Here is a 20464-nt window from a genome sequence, read left to right as displayed (position 1 = left end):
GTGTCCCGGTCCGGGCGCCCCGCCCCTGGGGTGCCCGGACCGCTTCACCGCCTCGACAGGAGACGCCCATGTGGTACCTCCGCTCGCGCCAGGCCGCGACGTTCGGCGTGCTCGTCGCCGCCACCACCGCGTTCGCGCTGCTGCAGGCGATGGTGATCCCGGTGCTGCCGGAGATCCGGCGCGCGCTGCACACCGACGCGCGCAGCGTCACGTGGGTGGTCAGCGGATACCTCCTGTCGGCCGCGATCGCCACCCCGGTCCTCGGCCGGCTCGGCGACGCGGTCGGCAAGAAGCCGATGCTGTTGACCGCGCTCGCCATGCTGGCCGCCGGATCGCTCGGCGCGGCGGTCGCACCCGGCATCGGTCTCATGACGGCGGCGCGGGTGCTGCAGGGCGCCGGCGGCGCGGTGATGCCGCTGGCCTTCGGCATCGTGCGCGACGAGTTCCCCTCCGAGCGGGTACCCCCGGCGATCGGCGTCCTGGCGGCGATCTCCGGGATCGGCGCGAGCGCCGGGCTCGTGCTGGCCGGGCCGATCGTCGACGCGCTGGGCTACCGGTGGCTGTTCCTCCTGCCGATGCTGATGATCGCGGTCACCGCCGCCGCGGCCGCCTTCGTCGTGCGCCCCTCGGCCGGGCGGGCCGAGCCGATCTCCTGGGTGCCGGCGCCGTTCCTGGCCGGCGCCCTGGCCACGTTCGTGCTGGCCACCACCGAGGCCTCCCGCTGGGGCTGGGCCAGCGGGCGCACGCTCGGGCTCTACGCCGTCGCGGCGGTGCTCGCCGCCGGCTGGCTGCGGCTCGAGTCCCGCGCCCGGCATCCGCTCATCGACCTGAAGATGATGCGAATCCCGGCCATTCGGTCGGGCAACGCGGTCTCGTTCCTCCTCGGCTTCGCGATGTTCGCCGTCTACGCGTTCGTGCCGCAGCTGCTGCAGGCGCCGGCGTCGACCGGATACGGCGTCGGCGCCACCGTCACCGAGTCCGGCCTGCTGATGCTGCCGCTGGCCAGCGCGGTCTTCGTCGGCGGCCTGGTCACCGCGCGGCTCGTGCGGCGCAACGGCTCGCGGCGGGTCGTGGTCTCCTCGAGCGTGGTCATCGCCGGCTGCCTCGCCGTCGTCGCGTGGGGGTACGCGGCCACGTGGCAGTTGGTGACCACGCTCGGGGTCTACGGCGTCGCGCTCGGCGTGGCGCTGGCCTCGCTCGCCACGCTCGTGGTGGTCTCGGCGCCGCCGTCGCAGTCCGCGGTGGCCGGCGCGGTCAACCTCAACGCCCGCAACATCGGCGGCTCGGTGGGGACCGCCGTCATGGCCACCGTCGTCACGGCGCGGCTGGACGCCTCGGGCGCGCCGGTCGGGTCCGGCTACACGGCGGGGTTCGTGCTCCTCGCCGTCGCGATGGCGCTCGCCACCGCGCTGGCCGTCGCCATACCGCGCCCGGGGGCGCAACCGGCCGGTGCTTGACGCGCGGCCGGGCACACAACTAGGTTCTCAACCAGATGGTTGGTTAAACCGCCACGAGGAGACGTCATGTCGATGTTCGCCGAAACGATCGCGCCCGCGCACGAGTATCGGCACGTTCCCGACGACCGGCCGGCCTACAACGAGAGCACCTACTACAACTTCCTGTGCCCCGAAGCCGGCGTCGTCGGCTGGGTTCGGGTGGCGATGCAGGCCAACCAGCCGGCGGGTCAGGCCAGCGTGCTGGTCTTCCTTCCCGACGGCGAGACGCTGTTCACCCACCAGCGCACCACGGACCTGACCGCCGACCGGCTCGCCGTCGGCGGCCTGGACTTCGACATCGTCGAGCCGCACCGGCGGCAGCGGCTGCGGTACGACGGCCCGCTGTCGTCCTTCAGCGAACCCAAGGTGCTCGCATCGCCCGGCGAGGCGTTCCGCGCCGCTCCGAAGCGCTCAGCGCGGATTCAGCTGTCGGTCACCGGCCACGGCGCCTCGTTCGGCACCAACGGCGACGACCCGGCCAACATCCTCGAGGACACCATGGCCATCGGCCACTACGAGCAGTTCATCCACGTCGAGGGCGACCTCGAGCTCGACGGGCGGCGCCTCGCGGTCCGCGGCGGTGGCCTGCGGGACCACTCGTGGGGGCCGCGCGACTGGGCCGGCCCGTTGTCGTACCGCTGGATCGTCGCCGCCTTCGAGGACGGCTCGGCCGTCATGACCCTCGACGTCGCCCGGCGCGACGGCGGGCGCACCCGCCGCGCGGCCGTGGTCGACGGCGGCGTCACGTCGCCGGCCGAGCTGACCGGCCAGACGGTGGAGTGGACCGCCGACGGATTCTGCCGCAAGGCCGTGTCCGAGGTCGCAACCCCCGCCGGTCCCGTCACCCTGACCGGCACCGCCCGGACACCGGAACGCTTCGTGCCGCTGCGGCACCGGCGCACCGCTGCGGACGGCACCGAGCTGGTCACGCGGATCGGTTACTCCGCCTACGAGTTCGTGTCCAGCGACGGCCGGCGCGGCCTGGGCATCGTCGAGATGCTCGACCAGCTCGTCGACGGCCGGCCCGTCGGCATGACCGGCGCGACGGCGCCGCCTCAGTCGTGACCGCGCCGCTCGCCGAGGCGGTGCCGCCGGCCGTCCACGAGTGGCTGGCCCGCGGGCTGCCCGAGGCCGACCCGCCGTTCACCGCCGAGCGCATCTCCGGCGGTTACAGCATGCTGACCTACCGCGTGGCCGACCGCTCGGGGCGCGGGTGGGTGCTGCGCCACGCCCCGGCCGGACGCCACGAGGGCGGCGCGCACGACGTGGGCCGCGAGGCTCGGGCGATGGCCGCGCTGAGCGCCACGCCGGTGCCGGTGCCGCGAGTCCGCCTCACCGGGACCGCCGACGACCCGCTCGGCCTGCCGTGCCACGTCACCGACTTCGTCGACGGCCACGTGCTGGGCAACGCGGAGGCGGCGGCCGAGCTCCTCGACCCGCCCGCGCTGCGCCGGGCGTCGCTCGACGTCGTGGCCACGCTCGCGGCCCTGCACACCGTGGAGCCGGACGAAGTCGGGCTGGGCGACCTCGGCCCGCGCCGCTCCTACCTGAGCCGCCAGCTGCACCGCTGGCGCTCGGTCATCGCCGGCGCCGCCGATGGGGCCGCGACGCAGGCTGCCGAGCTCGAACGGATCGCGCAGGACTTGGAGCGCAGGATGCCCCCCGAGGACCGGTGCCGCGTCGTGCACGGCGACTACCGGCTCGGCAACGCGATCGTCGGGGACGACGGCGCCATCCGGGCCGTGCTGGACTGGGAGCTCGTCACCCTCGGCGAGCCGCTGGCCGACCTTGGGCTGCTGGCCGCGTTCTGGGACCCGCCGGCCGAGGCGATGCTCGGCGTCCGGCTGGCGACCTCGGCACCCGGCGCCGCCGGCCTCGGCGAGGCGCTGGCCCACTACGCCGCTATCACCGGCGCCGGCCTCGACGACTTCGAGTACCACTACCGCATGGCGTGCTGGCGGGTGGCCGGCACGGCGCTGCGGGCCCTGCACCGGTATCGGTCCGGGGTGATGAACGACGCCGTCGACACGTCGAAGTTCGTCGCCGCGTGCGACGCCTGGATCCGGCTCGCCAACGCACCGGTGCTCGGGCGCTGAGCCTCACTCCCCGATGAAGTCGGGCTCGGCGCGCTCGGCGAACGCGGCCAGCCCGATGCGCGGGTCCGCGGCGCGCATGTGCTCCACGGTCAGCCGCCGCTCGATCTCCAGCGCGGCGCCGAGGTCCGGCGCGGCCAGGCCCAGGCGGATCGCCTCCTTCATCCGCGCGGTCGCGACCGGACTGCGCCGGGCGAGCACGGCGGCCATCGCCCGGGCGTGGCCGAGCACCTCCGCCGCCGGCCGCACCGCGTTGACGAGCCCGACGGCGAGGGCTTCGCGCGGTTCGACCGGCAGGCCGCTGAACATCAGCCACTTCGCCCGGCGCTCGCCGATCAGCCGGGGCAGCCGCTGGGTGCCGCCGCCGCCGGGAATCAGCCCGTAGACGGCGTGCTGGTCGGCGAGGCGGGCGTCCTCGGCGACGACGGCGAGGTCGCACGCCTGCATCAGCTCGAACCCGCCCGCGCAGGCGACGCCGTGCACGGCCGCGATCGACGGCAGCGGCGAGGCGGCGAGGCGCCCGAAGACCTGGTGCCAGTACGCCATGAACTCGGCCAGCAGCCCGGAGTCTGCGACCTTGTCGTCGACCGCGCCGAGGTCCGCGCCGGCGCAGAACCCCCGGCCCTCGCCGCGCACGATGAGCACCCGGACGGCCCGGTCGCCCTCCGCGATCCGCACCGCCCGCTCGATCTCGCGCAGCATCTCGCGGTCGATCGCATTGAGCTTCTCCGGCCGGCTCAGCACGAGCTCACCGACCCGGTCGTGCACGTCGAACCGGACCCGGTCGCTCACCGCAGCTCCGGCAGCACGTCGTGGGCGATCGTGTCCAGGACCCGGTCGCGGTCCTGCGGGGCGGCGGCGACCTGCAGGATCACCGTGTCCGCGCCGGCGGCGGCGAACTCGCGGATCCGGCGGGCGACCCCGCCCGGCGAGCCGAGCAGGAGATAGCGGTCAGCGAGCGGCGCGAAGTCCTGCCGGTAAGCGGCGCTGACGTATTCGACGCCGGCCCGCCGCGCCCAGCCGGCGTCCGGATCGGCGCAGGCGAAGGCGAACACGGCCGCTCCGACCCGGGACGGATCGCGCCCGTGCCCGGCGGCCGCGGCCCGGACCCGGTCCAGCCCGGCCCGCAACTGCTCCGGCGTCACCATGTAGGGCAGCCATGTGCTGGCGAACCGGCCGGCGCGGCGGATCGCGCCGTCCTTGCGGCCGCCGAGCCAGATCGGCGGCCCGCCGGGCTGCACCGGCGGCGGGTCGAGCGCAACGTCCTGAAGGCGCGTGTACGTTCCCTCGTACGACACGGGTCCTCCGCGGAACAGCAGGCGCAGCACCTCGAGCCCCTCGTCGAGCCGCCGGAACCGCTCCGCCGGGTCGACGCCGACGGCCGCGAACTCGGCCGGCGCCTCCCCGCCGGCACCGACGCCGAACTCGAAGCGCCCCTGCGCGACCTGGTCGAGCGTCGCGGCCAGCTTGGCGGCGAGGGCGGCCGGGTAGAGCGGCAGCAGGCTCACCGTGCTGACCAGCCGGATCCGCGTGGTCACCGCGGCCGCCGCGGCGAGCTCGACGAACGGGTTCGGCGCGACCTGGAAGAACAGGTGCTCGCCGCAGGCCAGGTAGTCGAAGCCGAGCGCCTCGGCCCGCCGGGCGTCGGCGGGCACGGACCCGGCGGCTCCGAGCGCCAGGCCGGCCTTCACGCCGCCACGGCTTCCCGGAACCGCCCGTTGAGCTCGTCGAGCAGGTCGCGGGCGGCGGCCTCGGCGCGCGGCAGCCGCGCCAGGGTGCGGAAGTCGCAGACGCCGAGTGCCCGCAGCCGTGGCACGTCGGCCAGCACGCTCGGGAGGTCGAGGGTACCGCCGGCAACGACGGTCGGCAGCGCGGCCGAGATCCGCACGGTGGCGAAGTCGCGGCCGTGCCGCTCGACGAGCGGGCGCATCGCGTCCAGCGCCGCGGCGAGGTCCTCGGTCTTGACGCCCCACGGGATCCAGCCGGCGCCGTAGGTCGCCAGGCGCCGCGCCACGGCCGGGATCGCCCGGCCGCCCAGCCATACCGGCACCCCGGCGGGATCGGTGGGCTTGGGTCGCATGTGGACGGCGTCGAGCTCGAACCCGCGCCCCGACATCGAAACCTCGTCAGTGGTCCACAGCGCCCGGCACACCGCGAGGGTCTCGTCGAGCACCCGGCCCCGCTCGGCGAACGGCACGCCGACCGCGCGGTACTCGGCCTCCTGCCAGCCGACGCCGACGCCGAGTTCGAGCCGCCCGTGGGACAGCACGTCGATGGTGGCGGCGATCTTCGCCAGGAAGACGGCCGGGCGCAGCGGCGCGACGAGGACGTTGGTGGCGAGCTTGACCCGCGTCGTGACGGCGGCCATCGCCGCCAGCGCGGTCAGCGGCTCCAGCCAGTCCCCGTCGGGGCCGGTGGGCTGCACGCCGCCGGTGACGCCGCCGGTGGCCGGGTGGCCGTACCCGGACAGGTCGCGGCCGAAGACGAGGTGGTCGACGACGAAGATCCGGTCGATGCCGGCCGCGTCGGCGGCGCGCGCCTGGTCGAGGATGTGCCGCCAGTCGCCCGGCGGCGCGGCGGCGAAGTTGCGTACGGCAACGGAAATTTCCGGCTCGGCAGGGCCTCCCATGGGTGCAGCATATGGCCGGCCGCACGCCGTAGCCAACCCACTGGTTGGTTTGTTATGTTGCCGGTCGACGGACTCCGGCCCGGGATGAGGTGACCGTGCCACGCGATCACGACGGCAGGACCGCGATCGTCACCGGCGGATCCCGCGGCATCGGTCGGGCGATCGCCGGCGAGCTCGTGCGCTGCGGCGCCCGCATCCCGACGCCCAGGATGGGCTTCTACAACGCGACGAAGGCGGCGCTGGACCACCTCACCCGGCAACTGGCCGCCGAGCTGGCACCGGCCGTACGGGTCAACGCGGTCGCACCCGGGCTGATCGACACCGACATGGCCGCGGGCATCCCCGAGCCGGAACGGGCCCAGCTGCTCAGCGGCATCCCGATGGGCCGCTTCGGCGCACCCGAGGACATCGCCACGATCACCTCGTTCCTGCTGTCCGACCGCGCCGGCTGGATGACCGGTCAGGTGGTCGCGGTCGACGGCGGCGCGTTGGTGGCACACGGAAGGGTAGTCCGATGACGATCCGCGAAACGCCGTACCGCGTCGTGGTCTGGGGCCCCGGATACACCGGCGCCCAGGCCCTGCGCGAGATCGCCCGGCGCCCCGAGCTCCAGCTCGTCGGCTGCCTCGCCTACAGCCCGGCGAAGGTCGGCCGTGACGCGATGGAGCTCATCGGCGAGCCGCCGATCGGCGTCGAGGTCGTCGCCGACCCGCAGGCGATCCACGACCTGGACGCCGACGTCGTCCTCTACGCGGGCATCGCGCTGCCCGACGAGACGTCGCGGCACGCGGAGATCACCGCGCTGCTGCGCGGCGGCAAGAACGTCGTCACGTCGACCGCGTACTTCTTCCCGTGGCAGCGCGGCGAGGAGTACGTCGCGCCACTCGAGGCCGCCTGCGCGGAGGGTGGCACGACCCTGCACGGTACCGGCATCCACCCCGGCTGGTTCGCCGAGCGGTTCGCGCTCACCGCGACCAGCCTGTGCACCACCGTGCACGCGGTGCACCTGCGCGAGATCTGCGACCTGAGCCACCACGCCGGCGACACGATCGCCGCCATCGGCTTCGGCCGGCCGCCGGAACAGCTGGGCGCGAAGACCCGCAAGACGCTGCTGAGCCGGTACTACTTCGAGTGCATCGCCGGGCTCGCCCACCATCTCGGCCTGCCGGTCGAGGAGCTGACGGCCGAGGTCCGGTACCTGCCGAGCACGCGGACGCTGCAGTGCGCCGGGGTGACGGTCGAGCGGGGTACCGTCGGCGCGCTCGACGGCGTGTGGAGCGGGCTCGTCGGCGGCGAACCCGTCATCACCATCCGCGAGCTGTGGTACCTGGACCCCGCGCTCGTCGACGACGGCGTCGAGCTGGTCTCCGGCGACATGTACGAGGTCGACGTGCGGGGCCTGCCCGTCGACGTGCGCACCCGCGCCGACCTGCGCACCTCGGACGCCCGCGACGTCTTCGGCGTCGACGACCGGCAGTCCGCGGCCAACCTGGCGACCGCCGTGCAGCTGGTGCAGACGATCCCGGCGGTCGTGGCCGCGCCGCCCGGCATCCTGCTCGCGCCCGGCTTCGCCTACCCCGCGGCCGACCTGCGCACCATACCCGACGTGCTCGGGCGCCGGCCGGCCGTCATCCCGGAGACGATCCACTGATCGGCGCGCCGACCGGCCGGTCGGTCGGGTGTGTCAGCGCCGCAGGATCCCGTTCATCACGAAGTCGGTGAGCTCGTCGACCAGCGTCTCCTGTGCCTTGCGCCCGCCGGCCCGGAACCAGTTCGGCACGTAGGCGAGGATGCCGATGATCGAGTACATGACCATGTTCAGGTTCAGCTCGCGGAACTCCCCCGCCCGCACGCCGGCGGACAGCAGCTGCCGGGTGAACCGCTCATAGCGCTCGATGCGCCGGCGCAGGTCGACCGCCTGCTCCTCGTCAAGGTGCTGCTCCACCCAGGGCAGCTCCTGGAAGAAGACCACCAGCTCGTCCTGCTTGGTCGCGACGTGCTCGACCTGCAGCCGGATCAGCGCCCGCATCCGGTCGGCGGCGTCGCCGGTGCGCGGCACCCGGCCGACGAGCTCGAGGGTCGCGTCGACCTGGTCGGACATCAGCTCGTAGAGGATGGCGCTCTTGGAGGGGTAGTAGTGATACAGCGTCCCCTTGTTGAGCCCGACCGTGTCGGCCAGCAGATCCATGGTGGCCGCGTCGTAACCGTGCTCGCGAATGAGGCGGGCTGCGGTGGTTCGGACTTCAGCGCGTCGCGATGGCCGAGGCACCCTGTTCCCTTCGCTGCGGTTTCCTTCGCCAGGTTCGGATGACGATGATAGAGGCACCCGACCGCGGACGCGATCCAGAGCGCTGGATCGTCACCGCTGCGGCGGGAGAGTGACGGCATTGCGTCGCCGACGCGCCGCCGTGAGCAGATCGGCGATGCCGCGCCGCCGGTGCAGACCTTACGGCCGTTGACGACGTAGACCTCGCCACAGCGTGGTGCAGCACCACGAGAACACGAGCCGCGGCGGGCCGGCACGCAGCAGCTCCTCGAAGACACCCCCGCCGGGTCAAACATAATCGTCTTAATCATCTAGCTGATTTGACTGAACTTGGTTAGCATCGGCGCATGCCCAGCGGCCTCGTCCGGACGTCAGACGACGACGGAGTACGCACGGTGACACTCCATCGTCCCGGGAAGCGCAACGCGTTGTCCCGCGCCATGCAGGTCGACCTCTGTGACGTCCTCGCCGCGGCCGACCAGGACGCCGCGGTCCGCGCGGTGGTGCTCACCGGCACCGATCCGGCGTTCTGCGCCGGGCTCGACTTCACCGACCGGGACCAGTTCGCCGACCGGTACGGCAACCAGTTCCGGCACCACCCGGCCCGCGCCCTGCGGGCCATGCGCAAGCCGACCATCTGCGCCGTCAACGGGGCGTGCGTCTCCGGTGGGCTGGAGGTCGCGCTCAGCGCGTCGTTCATCGTCGCCTCCGACCGGGCCTCGTTCGCCGACACGCACGCCCGCCTCGGCGTGGTGCCCACATGGGGCCTGACCGCCCTGCTGCCACGGGCTGTCGGCGTGCGCCGGGCCCGGGAGCTGTCGGTGACCGGGCGCACCGTCCCCGCCGCCGAGGCGGTGGCGATCGGCCTGGCCAATGATGTGGTACCGCATGAGCAGTTGCTCGCCTTCACACAGGCGCTGGCCTGTCAGGTGCCGGCGACGACCGCCGTCCATGACGTCCTGCGCCTCTACGACCGGGCCGAGGCGGCCGCCGTCGCGGCGCCACTGGAGATGGAGTGGATCGCCATGCTGGACCGTCCTTTCGACGCCGAGGCGTTCGCCGCCGCCGGCCGCGATGTGGCGCGCCGGTCGTGAGCATCCGCTTCACGCCGGACGAGGCCTGGGCCTTCGTCGAACGCGCGCACACCGGCATCCTGACCACGCTGCGCGCGGACGGGTGGCCGGTCACGCTCCCGGTCTGGTTCGTGGTACTGGACCGGACGATCTGTTGCACCACGCCGACCGGCACGAAGAAGGTCGCCCGCGTCCGGCGCGATCCCCGCGCCGCCTTCCTCGTCGAGTCCGGCCACGCCTGGACCGAGCTGGCCGCCGTACACCTGACCGGATCCATCGCCGTCGTCGCCGACGAGCCGACCGAGTCGGCCGTGCGGCAGCTGTTTGAGGCCAAGTACGCTCCCTCGCGGGTGGCGTCCGACCGCATGCCCCAGGCCGCGCAACGCGCCTACAGCGACCGGGTCACGCTGCGCTTCACGTCCGACGACCGAATCCTCAGCTGGGACAACAGCCGCATCCCCCTGCGTGACTGACGCCCGCACCGCATCATGGCCGACAATCAGCTCACACCAGGTGCGGGCGTCCCGCGCGAGAGGAGTTCGCCATGGCTGGCCCGCTGCAGGGGTTGCGCGTCGTTGAACTGGCCGGCATCGGGCCAGGTCCGTTCGCCGCGATGCTGCTCGCCGACCTCGGCGCGGACGTGGTCCGGGTCGACCGGGTCGGCGCCGTCTCGCCGATCGGCGCCGACCCCGCCGGTGACCTGCTCAACCGGGGCAAGCGCTCGATCGCAGTCGACCTCAAGCAGCCCGCCGGCGTCCGGACCGTGCTCGGCCTCGCCGCCTGCGCCCACGCGCTCATCGAGGGCTGGCGGCCCGGCGTCGCCGAGCGGCTCGGCGTCGGCCCGGACGCGGTCCTGGCCCGCAACCCCGCACTCGTCTACGGCCGGATGACCGGTTGGGGTCAGCATGGCCCGCTGAGCACCACCGCCGGTCACGATGTTGACTACATCGCCCTCGCCGGGGCGCTCGACCCGATCGGCACGGCCGGTGGCCCGCCGCAGATTCCGGTCAACCTTGTCGGCGACTTCGGCGGCGGCTCGCTCTACCTGGTCGTCGGGCTCCTGGCCGCGCTGCGCGAGGCCGAGCGGACCGGCCGCGGACAGATCGTGGACGCCGCGATCGTCGACGGCACCGCGCACCTCACCACGATGATGCACGCCATGCGTGCGAGCGGGCTGTGGCAGGACCGGCGGGGCGCGAACCTGCTCGACGGGGGCGCCCCGTTCTACGCCGTGTACGAGACCGCGGACGCCCTGCACATGGCCGTCGGCGCGCTCGAGCCGCAGTTCTTCGCCGAGCTGGTGCGCCGCCTCGGCCTGGACGGCGACCCGGACCTGCCCGGCCAGTTCGATCGCGACCGCTGGCCGGAGATGCGCCGTCGATTCGCCGAGCGGTTCGCCACCCGCACCCGCGACGAGTGGACGGCGCACTTCGCCGGTGGCGACGCCTGCGTCACGCCGGTCCTCGCCCCCGGCGAGGCCGCCCGCGACCCGCACCTCAGTGCCCGGGGCACATTCATCGAGCGGCACGGCACGGTCCAACCGGCGCCGGCGCCGCGATTCTCTGCCACCCCGGCCGAGCTGACTACCCCGCCGCCGCTGCCGGGCGAGCACAGCCGCCAGATCCTTGTCGACTGGGGCGTCGAGGACGCTGACGCCCTGCTCGCCTCCGCCGCGATCCACGAAGCCACCCCGGCGGAGGCGCGCTGACACGCACCGAGACTGGCCGTTCGCCGGTCAGTACAAGAGGCGTCCAGCACGGCGAAGTCACGGAAGCCGGCGGAGGTGCCAGCGCCCGCGACTCTCGGCGCATTGCTCGCGAATCCACACCTCGGGCTGCGCCGGCCTACACGGTGAGCCGCGCAGGCCGTCGATCACAAGGATGGAATTGCTCAGTCTCAGAGCAGCTCCAGCAGGGTCGCGTTGGCCTGTCCTCCGCCCTCGCACATCGTTTGCAGCCCGTACCTGATGTCGTTGTCGCGCATGTGGTGAAGCATCGTCGTCATCAGGCGGGCACCGCTGCCACCGAGCGGATGGCCCAGTGCGATCGCGCCCCCGAGCGGGTTCACCCGCTCTGGCCGGGCGCCGAACTCGGCCATCCAGGCCAGGACAACCGACGCGAACGCCTCGTTGATCTCGACGACACCGATGTCCTCCAGTGACAGGCCTGAGCGCTTCAGCAGCCGCTGCGTCGCCGGGATGGGCCCGGTCAGCATGGGCATGGGTGCCGACCCGACCACGACGGAGGTGCGGATCCGGGCTACCGGCCGCAGGCCCAGCTCGGTGGCCCTGTCCGACGTGGTGATGAGCAGGGCGGCCGCCCCGTCGCTGATCTGCGACGCGTTGCCGGCGGTGACGACGCCGTCCTCCCGGAAGGCTGGGCGCAGCTGGCTCATCACCTCGATGCTCCCGCCGCGCCGGATGCCCTCGTCCCGGCCGAGCACGGTGCCGTCCTCGAGCGTCACCGGCACGATCTGGGCGGAGAACCGGCCCTCGTCGGTGGCGGCCGCGGCCCTGGCGTGCGACTCGAGGCTGAACTCGTCCAGCCGGGTGCGGGACAGTCCCCACTCCTGAGCGATCGTCTCCGCGCCGACGCCCTGGTTGGGGAACTCGGCGCCGTACCGTTCGACGTAGCGGCGCCCGAGCGGGGAGCCTCCGGCCTGGGAGGAGCCCATCGGTACCCGCGACATGACCTCCACGCCGCCGGCCACGGCCACATCGTAGTGGCCCGCGATCACGCCGGCGGCGGCGAACGAGACGGCCTGCTGGGACGATCCGCACTGCCGGTCGATGGTGACGCCGGGGATGTGCTCCGGCCATCCCGCGGACAGCACCGAGGTGCGCGCGATGTCGAAGGACTGCTCCCCGACCTGGCCGACGCATCCCCAGATCACGTCGTCGACGACGGCCGGGTCGATACCGGCCCGATCGCTTAGCGCCTGCAGTACCAGGGCGGAGAGGTCGGCGGGGTGGACGCCGCTGAGGCCGCCGCCGCGCTTGCCGATCGGCGTACGGACTGCTTCGACGATGACTGCGTCTCTCATGACGTACGTCTTCTCCTAGGTCGGCGGATCAGCGCGGCGCCATCCGCAGGGCGCCGTCCATGCGGATGACCTCACCGTTGAGGTAGTCGTGGTGGATGATGGCCAGCGCGAGCTGGGCGTACTCGTCGGGCCGGGCGAGGCGCCGCGGGAACGGCACGCCGGCGGCGAGGCCCTGGCGGAACTCCTCGGAGACAGTGGCCAGCATTGGGGTCTCGACGATGCCCGGCGCGATGGTGTTGACCCGGATGCCGTACTGGGCGAGGTCGCGCGCCGCGGGCAGGGTCAGGCCGACGATGCCGCCCTTGGACGACGAGTACGCGGCCTGGCCGACCTGCCCCTCGTAGGCGGCGACGGAGGCGGTGTTGATGATGACGCCGCGCTGCCCGTGCTCGTCCGGCTCGGTCGCGGCGATCGTCTCGGCGGCCAGGGCGAGGACGTTGAAGGACCCGATGAGGTTGATCTGCACGACGCGTGCGTAGAGGTCGAGGTCGTGCACGCCGCCGCGGCCGAGGATCCGCATGGATGGGCCGATACCGGCGCAGTTGACGACCGTGCGCAGCGGCAGGCCGGCGCCGGCGGTTGCGACGGCGGCGCGGACCTCCTCGTGGTTGGTGACGTCGGTGGCGAGGTACTCGACACCGGGCAGTCGAGCCGCCGTGTCGATGCTCTGCTGGAGGTCGAGCGCGAAGACTCGGGCGCCCTCGCCCGCCAGCCCGGCGGCGGTCGCGGCGCCCAAGCCGGAGGCTCCGCCGGTGACGATGGCTGCCGTGTCAGCGACCTGCATCAGTCCTTCTCCTTTGGGGCAATGGTGATTGTCGCGGTGCCGTTCTTCGCGAGTGCGCGGCCGACGACCATCCGCTGGATCTGGTTGGTTCCCTCGAAGATCTGCATGACCTTCGCTTCGCGCATGTAGCGCTCGACCGGGAAGTCCCGGGTGTAGCCGTAGCCGCCGAAGACCTGCACGGCGTCGGTCGTGACCTTCATGGCGTTGTCGGTGGCGACCAGCTTGGCGATCGATGCCTCGCGGCTGAACGGCAGGCCGTGGTCCTTCAAGCGTGCCGCGTGAAGGGTCATCGCGCGGGCGGTCTGGACGGCCGTCTCCATGTCGGCGAGCAGGAACGCGAGGCCCTGATGCTCGATGATCGGCCGGCCGAAGGTGGTGCGCTCCTTCGCGTACGCCACGGCCAGGTCCAGGGCGCCTTGGGCGAGGCCCGTGGCGACGGCCGCGATGCCGAGCCGGCCGGAGTCGAGGGCGGCGAATGCGATCTTGAGGCCATCACCCTCGGCGCCGATCCTGCGGCTGGCGGGGATCCGCACGTGGTCCAGGCGCACCGTGGCCGTCGGCGACCCGGTGAGGCCCATCTTGCGTTCGGGCGGGTCGGCGCTCAGGCCCGCGGCGTCGGCGGGGACCAGGAAGCACGAGATGCCTTTGCGCTCGTCCGAGGTGCGGGCCATCACCTGGTAGAAGTCGGCGTGCCCACCGTGGGTGGTCCACGCCTTCGCGCCATTGAGCACGTAGTCGTCGCCGTCGCGGACGGCGCGCGTCGTCATGGCGGCCGGATCGGAGCCCGCGTTCGGCTCGCTGAGGCAGTAGGCCCCGAGCAGGCCCCCGCCGAGCATGTCCGGCAGCCATTGCTGCCGTTGCTCCGGGGTACCGAAGTTGACGAGCCCGAAGCAGGACAGCGCGTGCACGCTCGTGCCCACGCCGACGCTGGACCAGACCCTGGCGACCTCCTCGAGCACCTGCAGGTAGACCTCGTAGGGCTGGCCCCCGCCGCCGTACTGCTCCGGGTACGGCAGGCCGAGGACGCCGATCGCGCCGAGCGTGCGGAACACGTCGCGCGGGAATACCTCGTCCGCCTCGGCCTTCGCGGCCCTTGGCGCCAGTTCCTTGTCGGCCAGGTCGCGGGCGACCTTGATCAGGTCAGCGCTCTCGCTGCTGGGCATGACACGTGATGCGGGCATCGAAAATCCTCGGGAGTACGATATTGAGTACTAGAGTATCAGCTACAGTACTCGACATGATGCCCTGCCGTAGGGTCTGTGCCATGCCGTCGTCTGCGAAACCTCGCATCCGCCGCGAGGAGATGTTGGTCCAGCTCCGCGAGCTGTTCCTGGCCGAAGGGTTCGCGTCGTTCAACGTCGGCGACCTGGCGGAGCGGCTGCACTGCTCGAGGACCACGTTGTACGCCGTGGCACCCAGCAAGGAGCAGATCGTGGTAGCGGCCGTTCGCTCGTTCTTCAAGACGGCGGCCGAGCGCATCGAGGCCAGGGTCGCCGCCTCGGACGATCCCGCACGGCAACTGGCGATCTACATGGACGCCGTGGCGTCGGAGCTCCAGCCGGCCTCGGCCGTGTTCTTCGCGGACGTGGCCGAGTTCGGTCCGGCCAATGAGGTGTACCAGGAGAACACGCAGTACGCGGCACGACGGGTCCAGGATCTCGTGACCGAGGGCGTCAAGCTCGGGGTGCTGCGGCCGATCCACGCCTCGTTCGTGGGCGCCGCGGTGGCCGAGGTGATGAGCTCCATTCAGCGCGGCGCGATACAGGCGGCGACCGGGCTCGACGCGGCGGAGGCCTACCGTCATCTTGCCGACCTGGTCATCAGCGGCCTGACGGAGCGAACGGAGAGGACGGTCTGATGCGCGAGGCCATCGATACATCGGCGGCCGCGGTGCGAAGTGACATCGCGGAGGGGGTGGCGACGATCGAGCTCAACCGGCCGGAGTCCGCCAATGCGCTGGATCTTCCCATGGCGGCGGCACTCCACGACGCCGTGCAAGCGGTATCGCGCGACCCCGGCGTCCGCTGCGTGCTGCTGCTCGGCCGGGGCCGGAACTTCTGCGCCGGCGGTGACGTCGCGGCGATGAGCGGCGCCGCGGATCGGCACGCCTACGTGCTGAATCTGGCCACGACGGCACACCGCAGCGTGCTGGCCCTCACCGAGCTGGACGTTCCCGTGGTCGCCGCCGTCCAGGGCGCCGCCGCCGGCGCCGGGCTGGCGCTCACCCTGGTCGCCGACGTGGTCCTCGCCGGCGAGTCGGCGAGATTCCTGACGGCGTACGCGCAGGCGGGGCTGACACCGGACTGCGGAACATCTTGGCTCCTGCCACAGGTTGTGGGCCTGCGCCGGGCGCTCGCCCTCACGCTGACCGACCGCCGCCTGACCGCGCAGGAGGCCGCCGACTGGGGGCTGGTCACCGGCGTCTGCCCCGACGATCAGGTTACGGAGTCGGCTCGCCAGATCGCGCTGCGCATGGCGTTGGGGCCGGTCCCCGCGCTCGGCCGGACCCGGCGCCTGCTGCGTGACGCGCCGGGGCGTTCGCTGGCCGAGCAGCTGGATGTCGAGGCGGCGTCGATCGCCGAGGCAAGCGTGTCCCCCGCCGCCGACGCCCGGCTCGCCGCCTTCGCCGGCAAGAGCGGGAAGTAGGTTCAGCACTACCGGCGTCCGGGGGTCAGACCGCGCCGGCCGTCGACGCCAGGAGGCGCGGCAGGCGGTCGCGGATGATCTCCTCGGCGTCGGCGATGATGCTGTTCACCACGTTCTCGCAGCTGTCGACGTCCTCGATGAGGCCCTGCGCCTGGCTGGCCCACCACATCCCGTCCTGCATGGCACCCGCCGTCAGGACGCGCTCACGGCCCCGCGCCCCCGAGGCGAGATGGGCCACGTCGGCGAAGGCGGCGCCGGGCTGCCGTGAAATCTGGGCGATCTCCTCCGACACGGCGTTGCGCGCCACGCGGGCGGAGTTGCCGAACTCGCGGAAGACGACGGTGGTGTCACGCTCGGAGTTCGCGACGATCTGCCGCTTGACGTTGTCGTGGATGGGCGCCTCCGTCGTCGCCATGAAGCGCGTCCCCATGTTCGCCGCGCACGCCCCGAGCGACAGCGCGGCCACGAGGCCGGCGCCGGTGGCGATGCCGCCGCTGGCGATGACGGGGATGCTGAGCGCGCGGCTCGCGGCCGCGATCAGCACGAGACCCCCGATGTCGTCCTCGCCCGGGTGACCGGCGCACTCGAACCCGTCGATGCTCACCGCGTCGACCCCGAGCGCCTGCGCCTTCACGGCGTGACGCACCGAGACCGCCTTGTGAATGACCTTCACGCCGGCCGCCTTAAAGTGCGCTACGTGCGGCTTCGGGCTGCTGCCGGCCGTTTCGACCACGCCGATGCCCGACTCGATGATCACCGCCCGGTAGTCCTCGTAGGGAACCGGGCGGATCGTCGGCAGGATGGTGAGGTTGACGCCGAACGGCTGGTCCGTCAGCTCGCGCGTGCGCTCGATCTCCAGCGCGAGCGCTTCGGGGGTCGGCTGGGTCAGCGCGGTCAGGAACCCCAGAGCGCCGGCCTCGGCGACGGCCGAGATCAGGCCGGCCGTGCCGAGTCCGGTCATGCCCCCGCACAGCAGCGGATGCCGCACGCCGAAGGTCTCCGTGAAGACAGTTCTGATCATGTTGAGGACGGCTTTCGCTTCAGGGGTTGTGATACCAGAGACGGTACTACAGTACTCGTTTCAGTATCAACGACGGCGCCGGCGAGGAGTGTCAGCGTCCTCGCGATCGACGCCGCCCGGCCCGCGGCAGCACGCAGCTCCTCGTCGGCGGCCGTGGACAGGGTCTCCGGCGCGTACAGGCCGAGCCGTGTCCCGTCGAAGCGGAAGATCCTGCCGGTCACGTCGCGCGTGGCCTCGCTCAGCAGGGCCACGACGGCCGGCGCCACGTCTTCGGGCGCTCCCAGCGCGGGGCGGTCGGGCCGGGCGTCGATCGCCGCCATCCCGGTCTCCGCCAGCGGCGAGATGGCGTTGACCCGGATGCCGGCGGGCGCGCACTCGAGCGCCCAGCCCGCGGTCATGGCGGCCACCGCCCCCTTGGTGGCGCCGTAGGCGCTCATGCCGGGGATGCCGAACCGGGAACCCGAGACGACGGTGACGATGGAGCCGCCCGTGCCCTGCCGGAGCATGGCGCGCATGGCGTGGGTCGCGCAGAACTGCACGCCGAGCACGTTGATCTCCACGATGCGCCGAAGCCACGCCTCGTCCTCCTCCCAGGGCGCGGCGTGATGGGTGACCCCGGCGTTGGCCACCAGCCCGTCGAGGCGACCGAACCGCCGCTGCGCCGTGTCGACCAGCCTGGCGGCCGTCGACCACGAGCCGACCGAGCCGGGCTCCGCGACCGCGTGGCCACCGGCGGCGGCGACCTCCTCGACCACGGCGAGCGCGGCTTCCTCGTCCACGTCGTTGACGACGACGCTCGCCCCATGGGCCGCGCACGCGTGGGCGTACGCGCGGCCCAGGCCCTTTCCGGCGCCGGTGACGACGACGCAGCGCCCGTCCAGGAGACGGGCCATCAGCCGGCGTCCGTGCCGAACAAGTCGACGAGCGCCGCCTTGTTGATCTTTCCGGTCGGGTTCGTCGGCAGGGCCCGCACGACCCGCAACAGCTCCGGCTGCTTCTGGCGGGCCAGGCCCTGACCGGTCACGGCACGGCCGATCTCCTCGATGGTCCAGTCGTCGCGCCGCGAGACGATGGCGGCGCCGATGCGCTCACCGAGCCGGCCGCCGGGCACCGCGACGATCGCGACGGCGTCGATCTCGGGATGCTTGCCGATGGCTTCCTCGATCTCGCGGGTGCTGAACTTCTCCCCGCCGCGGTTGATGATGTCCTTGATGCGCCCCGAGATCCGAACCTGCCCGTCGCGCGCCAGCGAACCGAGGTCCCCGGTCCGGAACCATCCCCCGGGCGCGAACGCGTGCGCGTTCAGCTCTTCCCGCACGTAGCCGAGCATCATCTCGGGCCCGCGCAGCAGCAGCTCCCCGACCTCGCCCGGCTCGACGGCCTGTCCCGCGGGGTCCACGACCCGCAGCTGCACGCCCGGGGCGAGGTGGCCGTCGGTCTCCGCCCGGTACTCGAGCGGATCCAGCTCGTTGGCCAGCGTCGCCGTCGGCAGTTCGGTCATGCCCCAGGCCCGGTACGCCGCGATGCCGAGCTCCCCCGCCCGCGCGATGAGCGCGGGCGGGACGGAAGCTCCTCCGCAGCAGTACTGGCGCAGCGACGACCGATCGCGCCCCGCCGAGGCGTAGGCGTCGAGCAGCTCCCGCAGGAACGGCGTGGCGCCGGCCATGTAGGTCGCGCGCGTACGGTCGACCAGCTCGACGCAGGCGCCGGGGTCCCAGCGCTCCATCAGTACCGCGGCGCCTCCCACCCGGGCGGGGATCATGAACCCTTGCAGCAGGCCCGTGATGTGCGTCATCGGCGAGGCCATCACCATGCGGTCCCGGAACGTCAGCCCCCACTCCGCGATGGTCGTGCGCAGCTCGTGCTGCAGGCCCGCCACGGAGTGGACCACGCCCTTGGGCTCGGACTCAGTGCCCGAGGTGAACAGCACGAGGCATGGATCCGCCGGGCCGGCGGGCTCGACGCCCGAGGGCAGGGAGCCGGTGCCGGCCGAGTCCGCGGACCGCCAGCCGGCCGCGCGGCCACCGACGATCAGCCGCGCGGCAGGCTCGTGGCCGATCGTGCTGAGCGCCTCGTCGAACTCGTCGGGATAGTCGCGGCGGGCATCGGCGGCGTGGGCGATGACGGCCGCCGGTCGCACCTGGTCGAGGGCGCTGAGGATCTCGCGCGGGCCGTAGAGCGGCACGATCGGGCTGCTGATCGCGCCGATGCGCCAGATCGCGGCCGCGGCGGCGACGGCCTCGACGCCGGTCGGCAGCATCCAGGAAACTGCGTCGCCCGGCCGCACGCCGCCGTCGAGGAGGGTTCGGGCGATCGCGGCGGATCTGGCGGCCAGCTCGGCGAAGCTCGTCTCCCCCGCGGCCGTGATGACCGCCGGCCGGCCCGGCCAACGCGCCGCCCCCTGCTCCAGGAGGTGCCCGATCCGCTCGTCGGTGAGGAAGCCCTGCCGGCACCACGCCTCCGCGACGTCGGGTGCGACGATGCGCCGCCGGCCGCTCCAGTCAGCCACCCTCATTGCTGCGTCCACTCCGCCGGGCGCTTCTCCAGGAACGCCGCCGGCCCTTCGATCGCGTCCGGATGGGAACGGTGCCGCCGGATCAGCTCCCAGCCGAGGTCGAGCTCGGTGGCGATGCGGCGCTCCTCGAACGTGCGCAGGACGCGCCGGCTGAGCCGCACGGCCTCCGGCGAGTTCTTCGCGATCATCCCGGCGAGCTCCAGGCCCCGGTCCCGCAGCGTCGCGGGGTCGGCCACCTCGGACACGAGGCCGGCCCGCTCGGCCTGCTCGGCGGAGAGCGACTCGTACCGCCCCAGCAGCACCATGCGCGTCAGGATGTCCGGGCGCATCCTCAGGCGCAGCTGCAGCGGCTCGAGCGCCGAGACCTGCCCGACGCTCACGTGCGGGTCCAGGAAGCGGGCCGCGGACGAGGCGATGCAGATGTCGGCGTCGGCGACGAAGTGCAGGCCACCACCGGCGCAGGCCCCGTTCACGGCCGTGATCACCGGGATCTCCACGTGCGCCCCCGGCAGGAAGTCGAGCTCGGCCGCCGCGGTGTCACCCACCCGGGTACGTGGCGCCGCGAGCATGCCCGCGTCGGCGCCGCCGCAGAAGGCCTTGCCGGCGCCCGTGAGCACGATTGAACGCAGCCCCGGCGCACCGGCCGCGGCGCGCCACAGGCTCGCCAGCGCATCCATCAGTTCGTCATTGAGAGCGTTGGCCGCCTGCGGGCGGTTGAGGGTCACCAGCAAGGTGCCATCGATGACCGTGCTGAGCAGCACTCCCTCCGCGCGTTCCAAGTCTGCTCTGTCGCGCTGGCTCGACACTGGCGCCTCCTCACGGCGCTTCCCGCGCCCTCCCTTGACTATCGTCCAAATCATATATATGTTTCTGCGCCATGCGGAAGAGGGATGTCACGT

Annotated in this window: 21 protein-coding genes; 10 read left to right on the top strand and 11 right to left on the bottom strand. The window is 72.8% G+C overall.

The window, feature by feature from the left end; genetic code table 11:
- Positions 1–68: 68 nt before the first annotated feature.
- The 3 genes from ABT369_RS09695 (at position 69) to ABT369_RS09685 (ending at position 3592) form a co-directional block, all read left to right on the top strand.
- On the top strand, positions 69–1457 hold the full coding sequence (locus tag ABT369_RS09695) for an MFS transporter (RefSeq protein WP_350611299.1): 1389 nt from the start codon (positions 69–71) through the stop codon (positions 1455–1457).
- Between the two features lie 66 nt (positions 1458–1523).
- A complete protein-coding gene (locus tag ABT369_RS09690) occupies positions 1524–2561 on the top strand; it encodes a DUF7064 domain-containing protein (protein ID WP_350611298.1) in 1038 nt (345 codons plus the stop codon).
- The gene (locus ABT369_RS09685) at positions 2558–3592 is read left to right on the top strand and encodes a phosphotransferase family protein (RefSeq protein ID WP_350611297.1); all 1035 of its coding nucleotides are present in this window, start codon (positions 2558–2560) and stop codon (positions 3590–3592) included. The genes ABT369_RS09690 and ABT369_RS09685 overlap by 4 nt, the downstream gene beginning before the upstream one ends.
- Before the next feature lie 3 nt (positions 3593–3595).
- On the opposite strand, the gene ABT369_RS09680 is transcribed toward ABT369_RS09685, so the two are convergent.
- Genes ABT369_RS09680 through ABT369_RS09670 form a run of 3 tightly spaced genes read right to left on the bottom strand, consistent with a single transcriptional unit; the run spans position 3596 to position 6218 of the window.
- Entirely contained in the window at positions 3596–4381 is a 786-nt protein-coding gene (locus tag ABT369_RS09680; protein WP_350611296.1) for an enoyl-CoA hydratase/isomerase family protein, read from the bottom strand.
- Complete coding sequence (locus tag ABT369_RS09675) at positions 4378–5280, bottom strand: LLM class flavin-dependent oxidoreductase (RefSeq protein ID WP_350611295.1); 903 nt, start codon at positions 5278–5280, stop codon at positions 4378–4380. Before ABT369_RS09675 ends, ABT369_RS09680 begins: the two co-directional genes overlap by 4 nt.
- Positions 5277–6218 (bottom strand): TIGR03619 family F420-dependent LLM class oxidoreductase, encoded by a 942-nt coding sequence (locus ABT369_RS09670; RefSeq protein WP_350611294.1) that lies wholly within the window; start codon positions 6216–6218, stop codon positions 5277–5279. The genes ABT369_RS09675 and ABT369_RS09670 overlap by 4 nt, the downstream gene beginning before the upstream one ends.
- Positions 6219–6313: 95 nt before the next feature.
- Between ABT369_RS09670 and ABT369_RS09665 the strand changes: the two genes are divergently transcribed.
- Positions 6314–6736: an SDR family oxidoreductase gene (locus tag ABT369_RS09665; RefSeq protein ID WP_350611293.1), complete on the top strand. Its 423-nt coding sequence runs from the start codon at positions 6314–6316 to the stop codon at positions 6734–6736.
- Positions 6733–7869, top strand: a complete 1137-nt coding sequence (locus ABT369_RS09660; RefSeq protein WP_350611292.1) for an NAD(P)H-dependent amine dehydrogenase family protein — start codon at positions 6733–6735, stop codon at positions 7867–7869. Before ABT369_RS09665 ends, ABT369_RS09660 begins: the two co-directional genes overlap by 4 nt.
- A gap of 33 nt (positions 7870–7902) precedes the next feature.
- Here the strand turns inward: ABT369_RS09660 and ABT369_RS09655 are convergent, their stop codons facing one another.
- Positions 7903–8487 carry a TetR/AcrR family transcriptional regulator gene (locus tag ABT369_RS09655; RefSeq protein WP_350611291.1) on the bottom strand — a complete coding sequence of 195 codons (585 nt, stop codon included), beginning with the start codon at positions 8485–8487 and terminating at the stop codon, positions 7903–7905.
- Positions 8488–8831: 344 nt separating this feature from the next.
- Between ABT369_RS09655 and ABT369_RS09650 the strand changes: the two genes are divergently transcribed.
- The 3 genes from ABT369_RS09650 to ABT369_RS09640 all read left to right on the top strand — a co-directional run bounded on the left by ABT369_RS09650 (position 8832) and on the right by ABT369_RS09640 (position 11265).
- Positions 8832–9578 carry an enoyl-CoA hydratase-related protein gene (locus ABT369_RS09650; protein WP_350611290.1) on the top strand — a complete coding sequence of 249 codons (747 nt, stop codon included), beginning with the start codon at positions 8832–8834 and terminating at the stop codon, positions 9576–9578.
- Positions 9575–10030, top strand: a complete 456-nt coding sequence (locus ABT369_RS09645; protein ID WP_350611289.1) for a pyridoxamine 5'-phosphate oxidase family protein — start codon at positions 9575–9577, stop codon at positions 10028–10030. The genes ABT369_RS09650 and ABT369_RS09645 overlap by 4 nt, the downstream gene beginning before the upstream one ends.
- A 71-nt stretch (positions 10031–10101) precedes the next feature.
- The gene (locus tag ABT369_RS09640; protein WP_350611288.1) at positions 10102–11265 is read left to right on the top strand and encodes a CaiB/BaiF CoA transferase family protein; all 1164 of its coding nucleotides are present in this window, start codon (positions 10102–10104) and stop codon (positions 11263–11265) included.
- 188 nt (positions 11266–11453) lie between these two features.
- Here the strand turns inward: ABT369_RS09640 and ABT369_RS09635 are convergent, their stop codons facing one another.
- The 3 genes from ABT369_RS09635 to ABT369_RS09625 are packed head-to-tail and all read right to left on the bottom strand — an operon-like array spanning position 11454 to position 14564.
- On the bottom strand, positions 11454–12599 hold the full coding sequence (locus tag ABT369_RS09635) for a thiolase family protein (RefSeq protein WP_350611287.1): 1146 nt from the start codon (positions 12597–12599) through the stop codon (positions 11454–11456).
- A 28-nt stretch (positions 12600–12627) separates the two neighbouring features.
- Complete coding sequence (locus ABT369_RS09630; protein WP_350611286.1) at positions 12628–13383, bottom strand: SDR family NAD(P)-dependent oxidoreductase; 756 nt, start codon at positions 13381–13383, stop codon at positions 12628–12630.
- Positions 13383–14564, bottom strand: a complete 1182-nt coding sequence (locus ABT369_RS09625; protein ID WP_350611285.1) for an acyl-CoA dehydrogenase family protein — start codon at positions 14562–14564, stop codon at positions 13383–13385. The genes ABT369_RS09630 and ABT369_RS09625 overlap by 1 nt, the downstream gene beginning before the upstream one ends.
- Before the next feature lie 83 nt (positions 14565–14647).
- On the opposite strand from ABT369_RS09625, the gene ABT369_RS09620 reads away from it, so the two are divergent.
- Both ABT369_RS09620 and ABT369_RS09615 read left to right on the top strand, forming a co-directional pair.
- Positions 14648–15241: a TetR/AcrR family transcriptional regulator gene (locus tag ABT369_RS09620; RefSeq protein ID WP_350611284.1), complete on the top strand. Its 594-nt coding sequence runs from the start codon at positions 14648–14650 to the stop codon at positions 15239–15241.
- The gene (locus tag ABT369_RS09615; protein WP_350611283.1) at positions 15241–16029 is read left to right on the top strand and encodes an enoyl-CoA hydratase-related protein; all 789 of its coding nucleotides are present in this window, start codon (positions 15241–15243) and stop codon (positions 16027–16029) included. The genes ABT369_RS09620 and ABT369_RS09615 overlap by 1 nt, the downstream gene beginning before the upstream one ends.
- A 25-nt stretch (positions 16030–16054) precedes the next feature.
- Here the strand turns inward: ABT369_RS09615 and ABT369_RS09610 are convergent, their stop codons facing one another.
- Genes ABT369_RS09610 through ABT369_RS09595 form a run of 4 tightly spaced genes read right to left on the bottom strand, consistent with a single transcriptional unit; the run spans position 16055 to position 20344 of the window.
- A complete protein-coding gene (locus ABT369_RS09610) occupies positions 16055–17050 on the bottom strand; it encodes an NAD(P)H-dependent flavin oxidoreductase (RefSeq protein WP_350611282.1) in 996 nt (331 codons plus the stop codon).
- On the bottom strand, positions 17047–17943 hold the full coding sequence (locus tag ABT369_RS09605) for an SDR family NAD(P)-dependent oxidoreductase (protein ID WP_350611281.1): 897 nt from the start codon (positions 17941–17943) through the stop codon (positions 17047–17049). Before ABT369_RS09605 ends, ABT369_RS09610 begins: the two co-directional genes overlap by 4 nt.
- Complete coding sequence (locus ABT369_RS09600; RefSeq protein WP_350611280.1) at positions 17943–19565, bottom strand: AMP-binding protein; 1623 nt, start codon at positions 19563–19565, stop codon at positions 17943–17945. The genes ABT369_RS09605 and ABT369_RS09600 overlap by 1 nt, the downstream gene beginning before the upstream one ends.
- Complete coding sequence (locus tag ABT369_RS09595; protein WP_350611279.1) at positions 19562–20344, bottom strand: enoyl-CoA hydratase/isomerase family protein; 783 nt, start codon at positions 20342–20344, stop codon at positions 19562–19564. The genes ABT369_RS09600 and ABT369_RS09595 overlap by 4 nt, the downstream gene beginning before the upstream one ends.
- Between the last annotated feature and the right edge of the window lie 120 nt (positions 20345–20464).

Source organism: Dactylosporangium sp. NPDC000244 (genome assembly GCF_040300725.1).
GTDB lineage: Bacteria > Actinomycetota > Actinomycetes > Mycobacteriales > Micromonosporaceae > Dactylosporangium.
This window is presented reverse-complemented; position numbering and strand designations above follow the sequence as displayed.

What these genes read in the sequence shown, in the direction of transcription:
- ABT369_RS09695 (WP_350611299.1), top strand. Translation starts at nt 69, where the DNA reads ATGTGGTACCTCCGCTCGCGCCAGGCCGCGACGTTCGGCGTGCTCGTC.
- ABT369_RS09690 (WP_350611298.1), top strand. Translation starts at nt 1,524, where the DNA reads ATGTCGATGTTCGCCGAAACGATCGCGCCCGCGCACGAGTATCGGCAC.
- ABT369_RS09670 (WP_350611294.1), bottom strand. Translation starts at nt 6,218, where the DNA reads ATGGGAGGCCCTGCCGAGCCGGAAATTTCCGTTGCCGTACGCAACTTC.
- ABT369_RS09660 (WP_350611292.1), top strand. Translation starts at nt 6,733, where the DNA reads ATGACGATCCGCGAAACGCCGTACCGCGTCGTGGTCTGGGGCCCCGGA.
- ABT369_RS09650 (WP_350611290.1), top strand. Translation starts at nt 8,832, where the DNA reads ATGCCCAGCGGCCTCGTCCGGACGTCAGACGACGACGGAGTACGCACG.
- ABT369_RS09640 (WP_350611288.1), top strand. Translation starts at nt 10,102, where the DNA reads ATGGCTGGCCCGCTGCAGGGGTTGCGCGTCGTTGAACTGGCCGGCATC.
- ABT369_RS09635 (WP_350611287.1), bottom strand. Translation starts at nt 12,599, where the DNA reads ATGAGAGACGCAGTCATCGTCGAAGCAGTCCGTACGCCGATCGGCAAG.
- ABT369_RS09630 (WP_350611286.1), bottom strand. Translation starts at nt 13,383, where the DNA reads ATGCAGGTCGCTGACACGGCAGCCATCGTCACCGGCGGAGCCTCCGGC.
- ABT369_RS09625 (WP_350611285.1), bottom strand. Translation starts at nt 14,564, where the DNA reads ATGCCCGCATCACGTGTCATGCCCAGCAGCGAGAGCGCTGACCTGATC.
- ABT369_RS09620 (WP_350611284.1), top strand. Translation starts at nt 14,648, where the DNA reads ATGCCGTCGTCTGCGAAACCTCGCATCCGCCGCGAGGAGATGTTGGTC.
- ABT369_RS09615 (WP_350611283.1), top strand. Translation starts at nt 15,241, where the DNA reads ATGCGCGAGGCCATCGATACATCGGCGGCCGCGGTGCGAAGTGACATC.
- ABT369_RS09610 (WP_350611282.1), bottom strand. Translation starts at nt 17,050, where the DNA reads ATGATCAGAACTGTCTTCACGGAGACCTTCGGCGTGCGGCATCCGCTG.
- ABT369_RS09605 (WP_350611281.1), bottom strand. Translation starts at nt 17,943, where the DNA reads ATGGCCCGTCTCCTGGACGGGCGCTGCGTCGTCGTCACCGGCGCCGGA.
- ABT369_RS09600 (WP_350611280.1), bottom strand. Translation starts at nt 19,565, where the DNA reads ATGAGGGTGGCTGACTGGAGCGGCCGGCGGCGCATCGTCGCACCCGAC.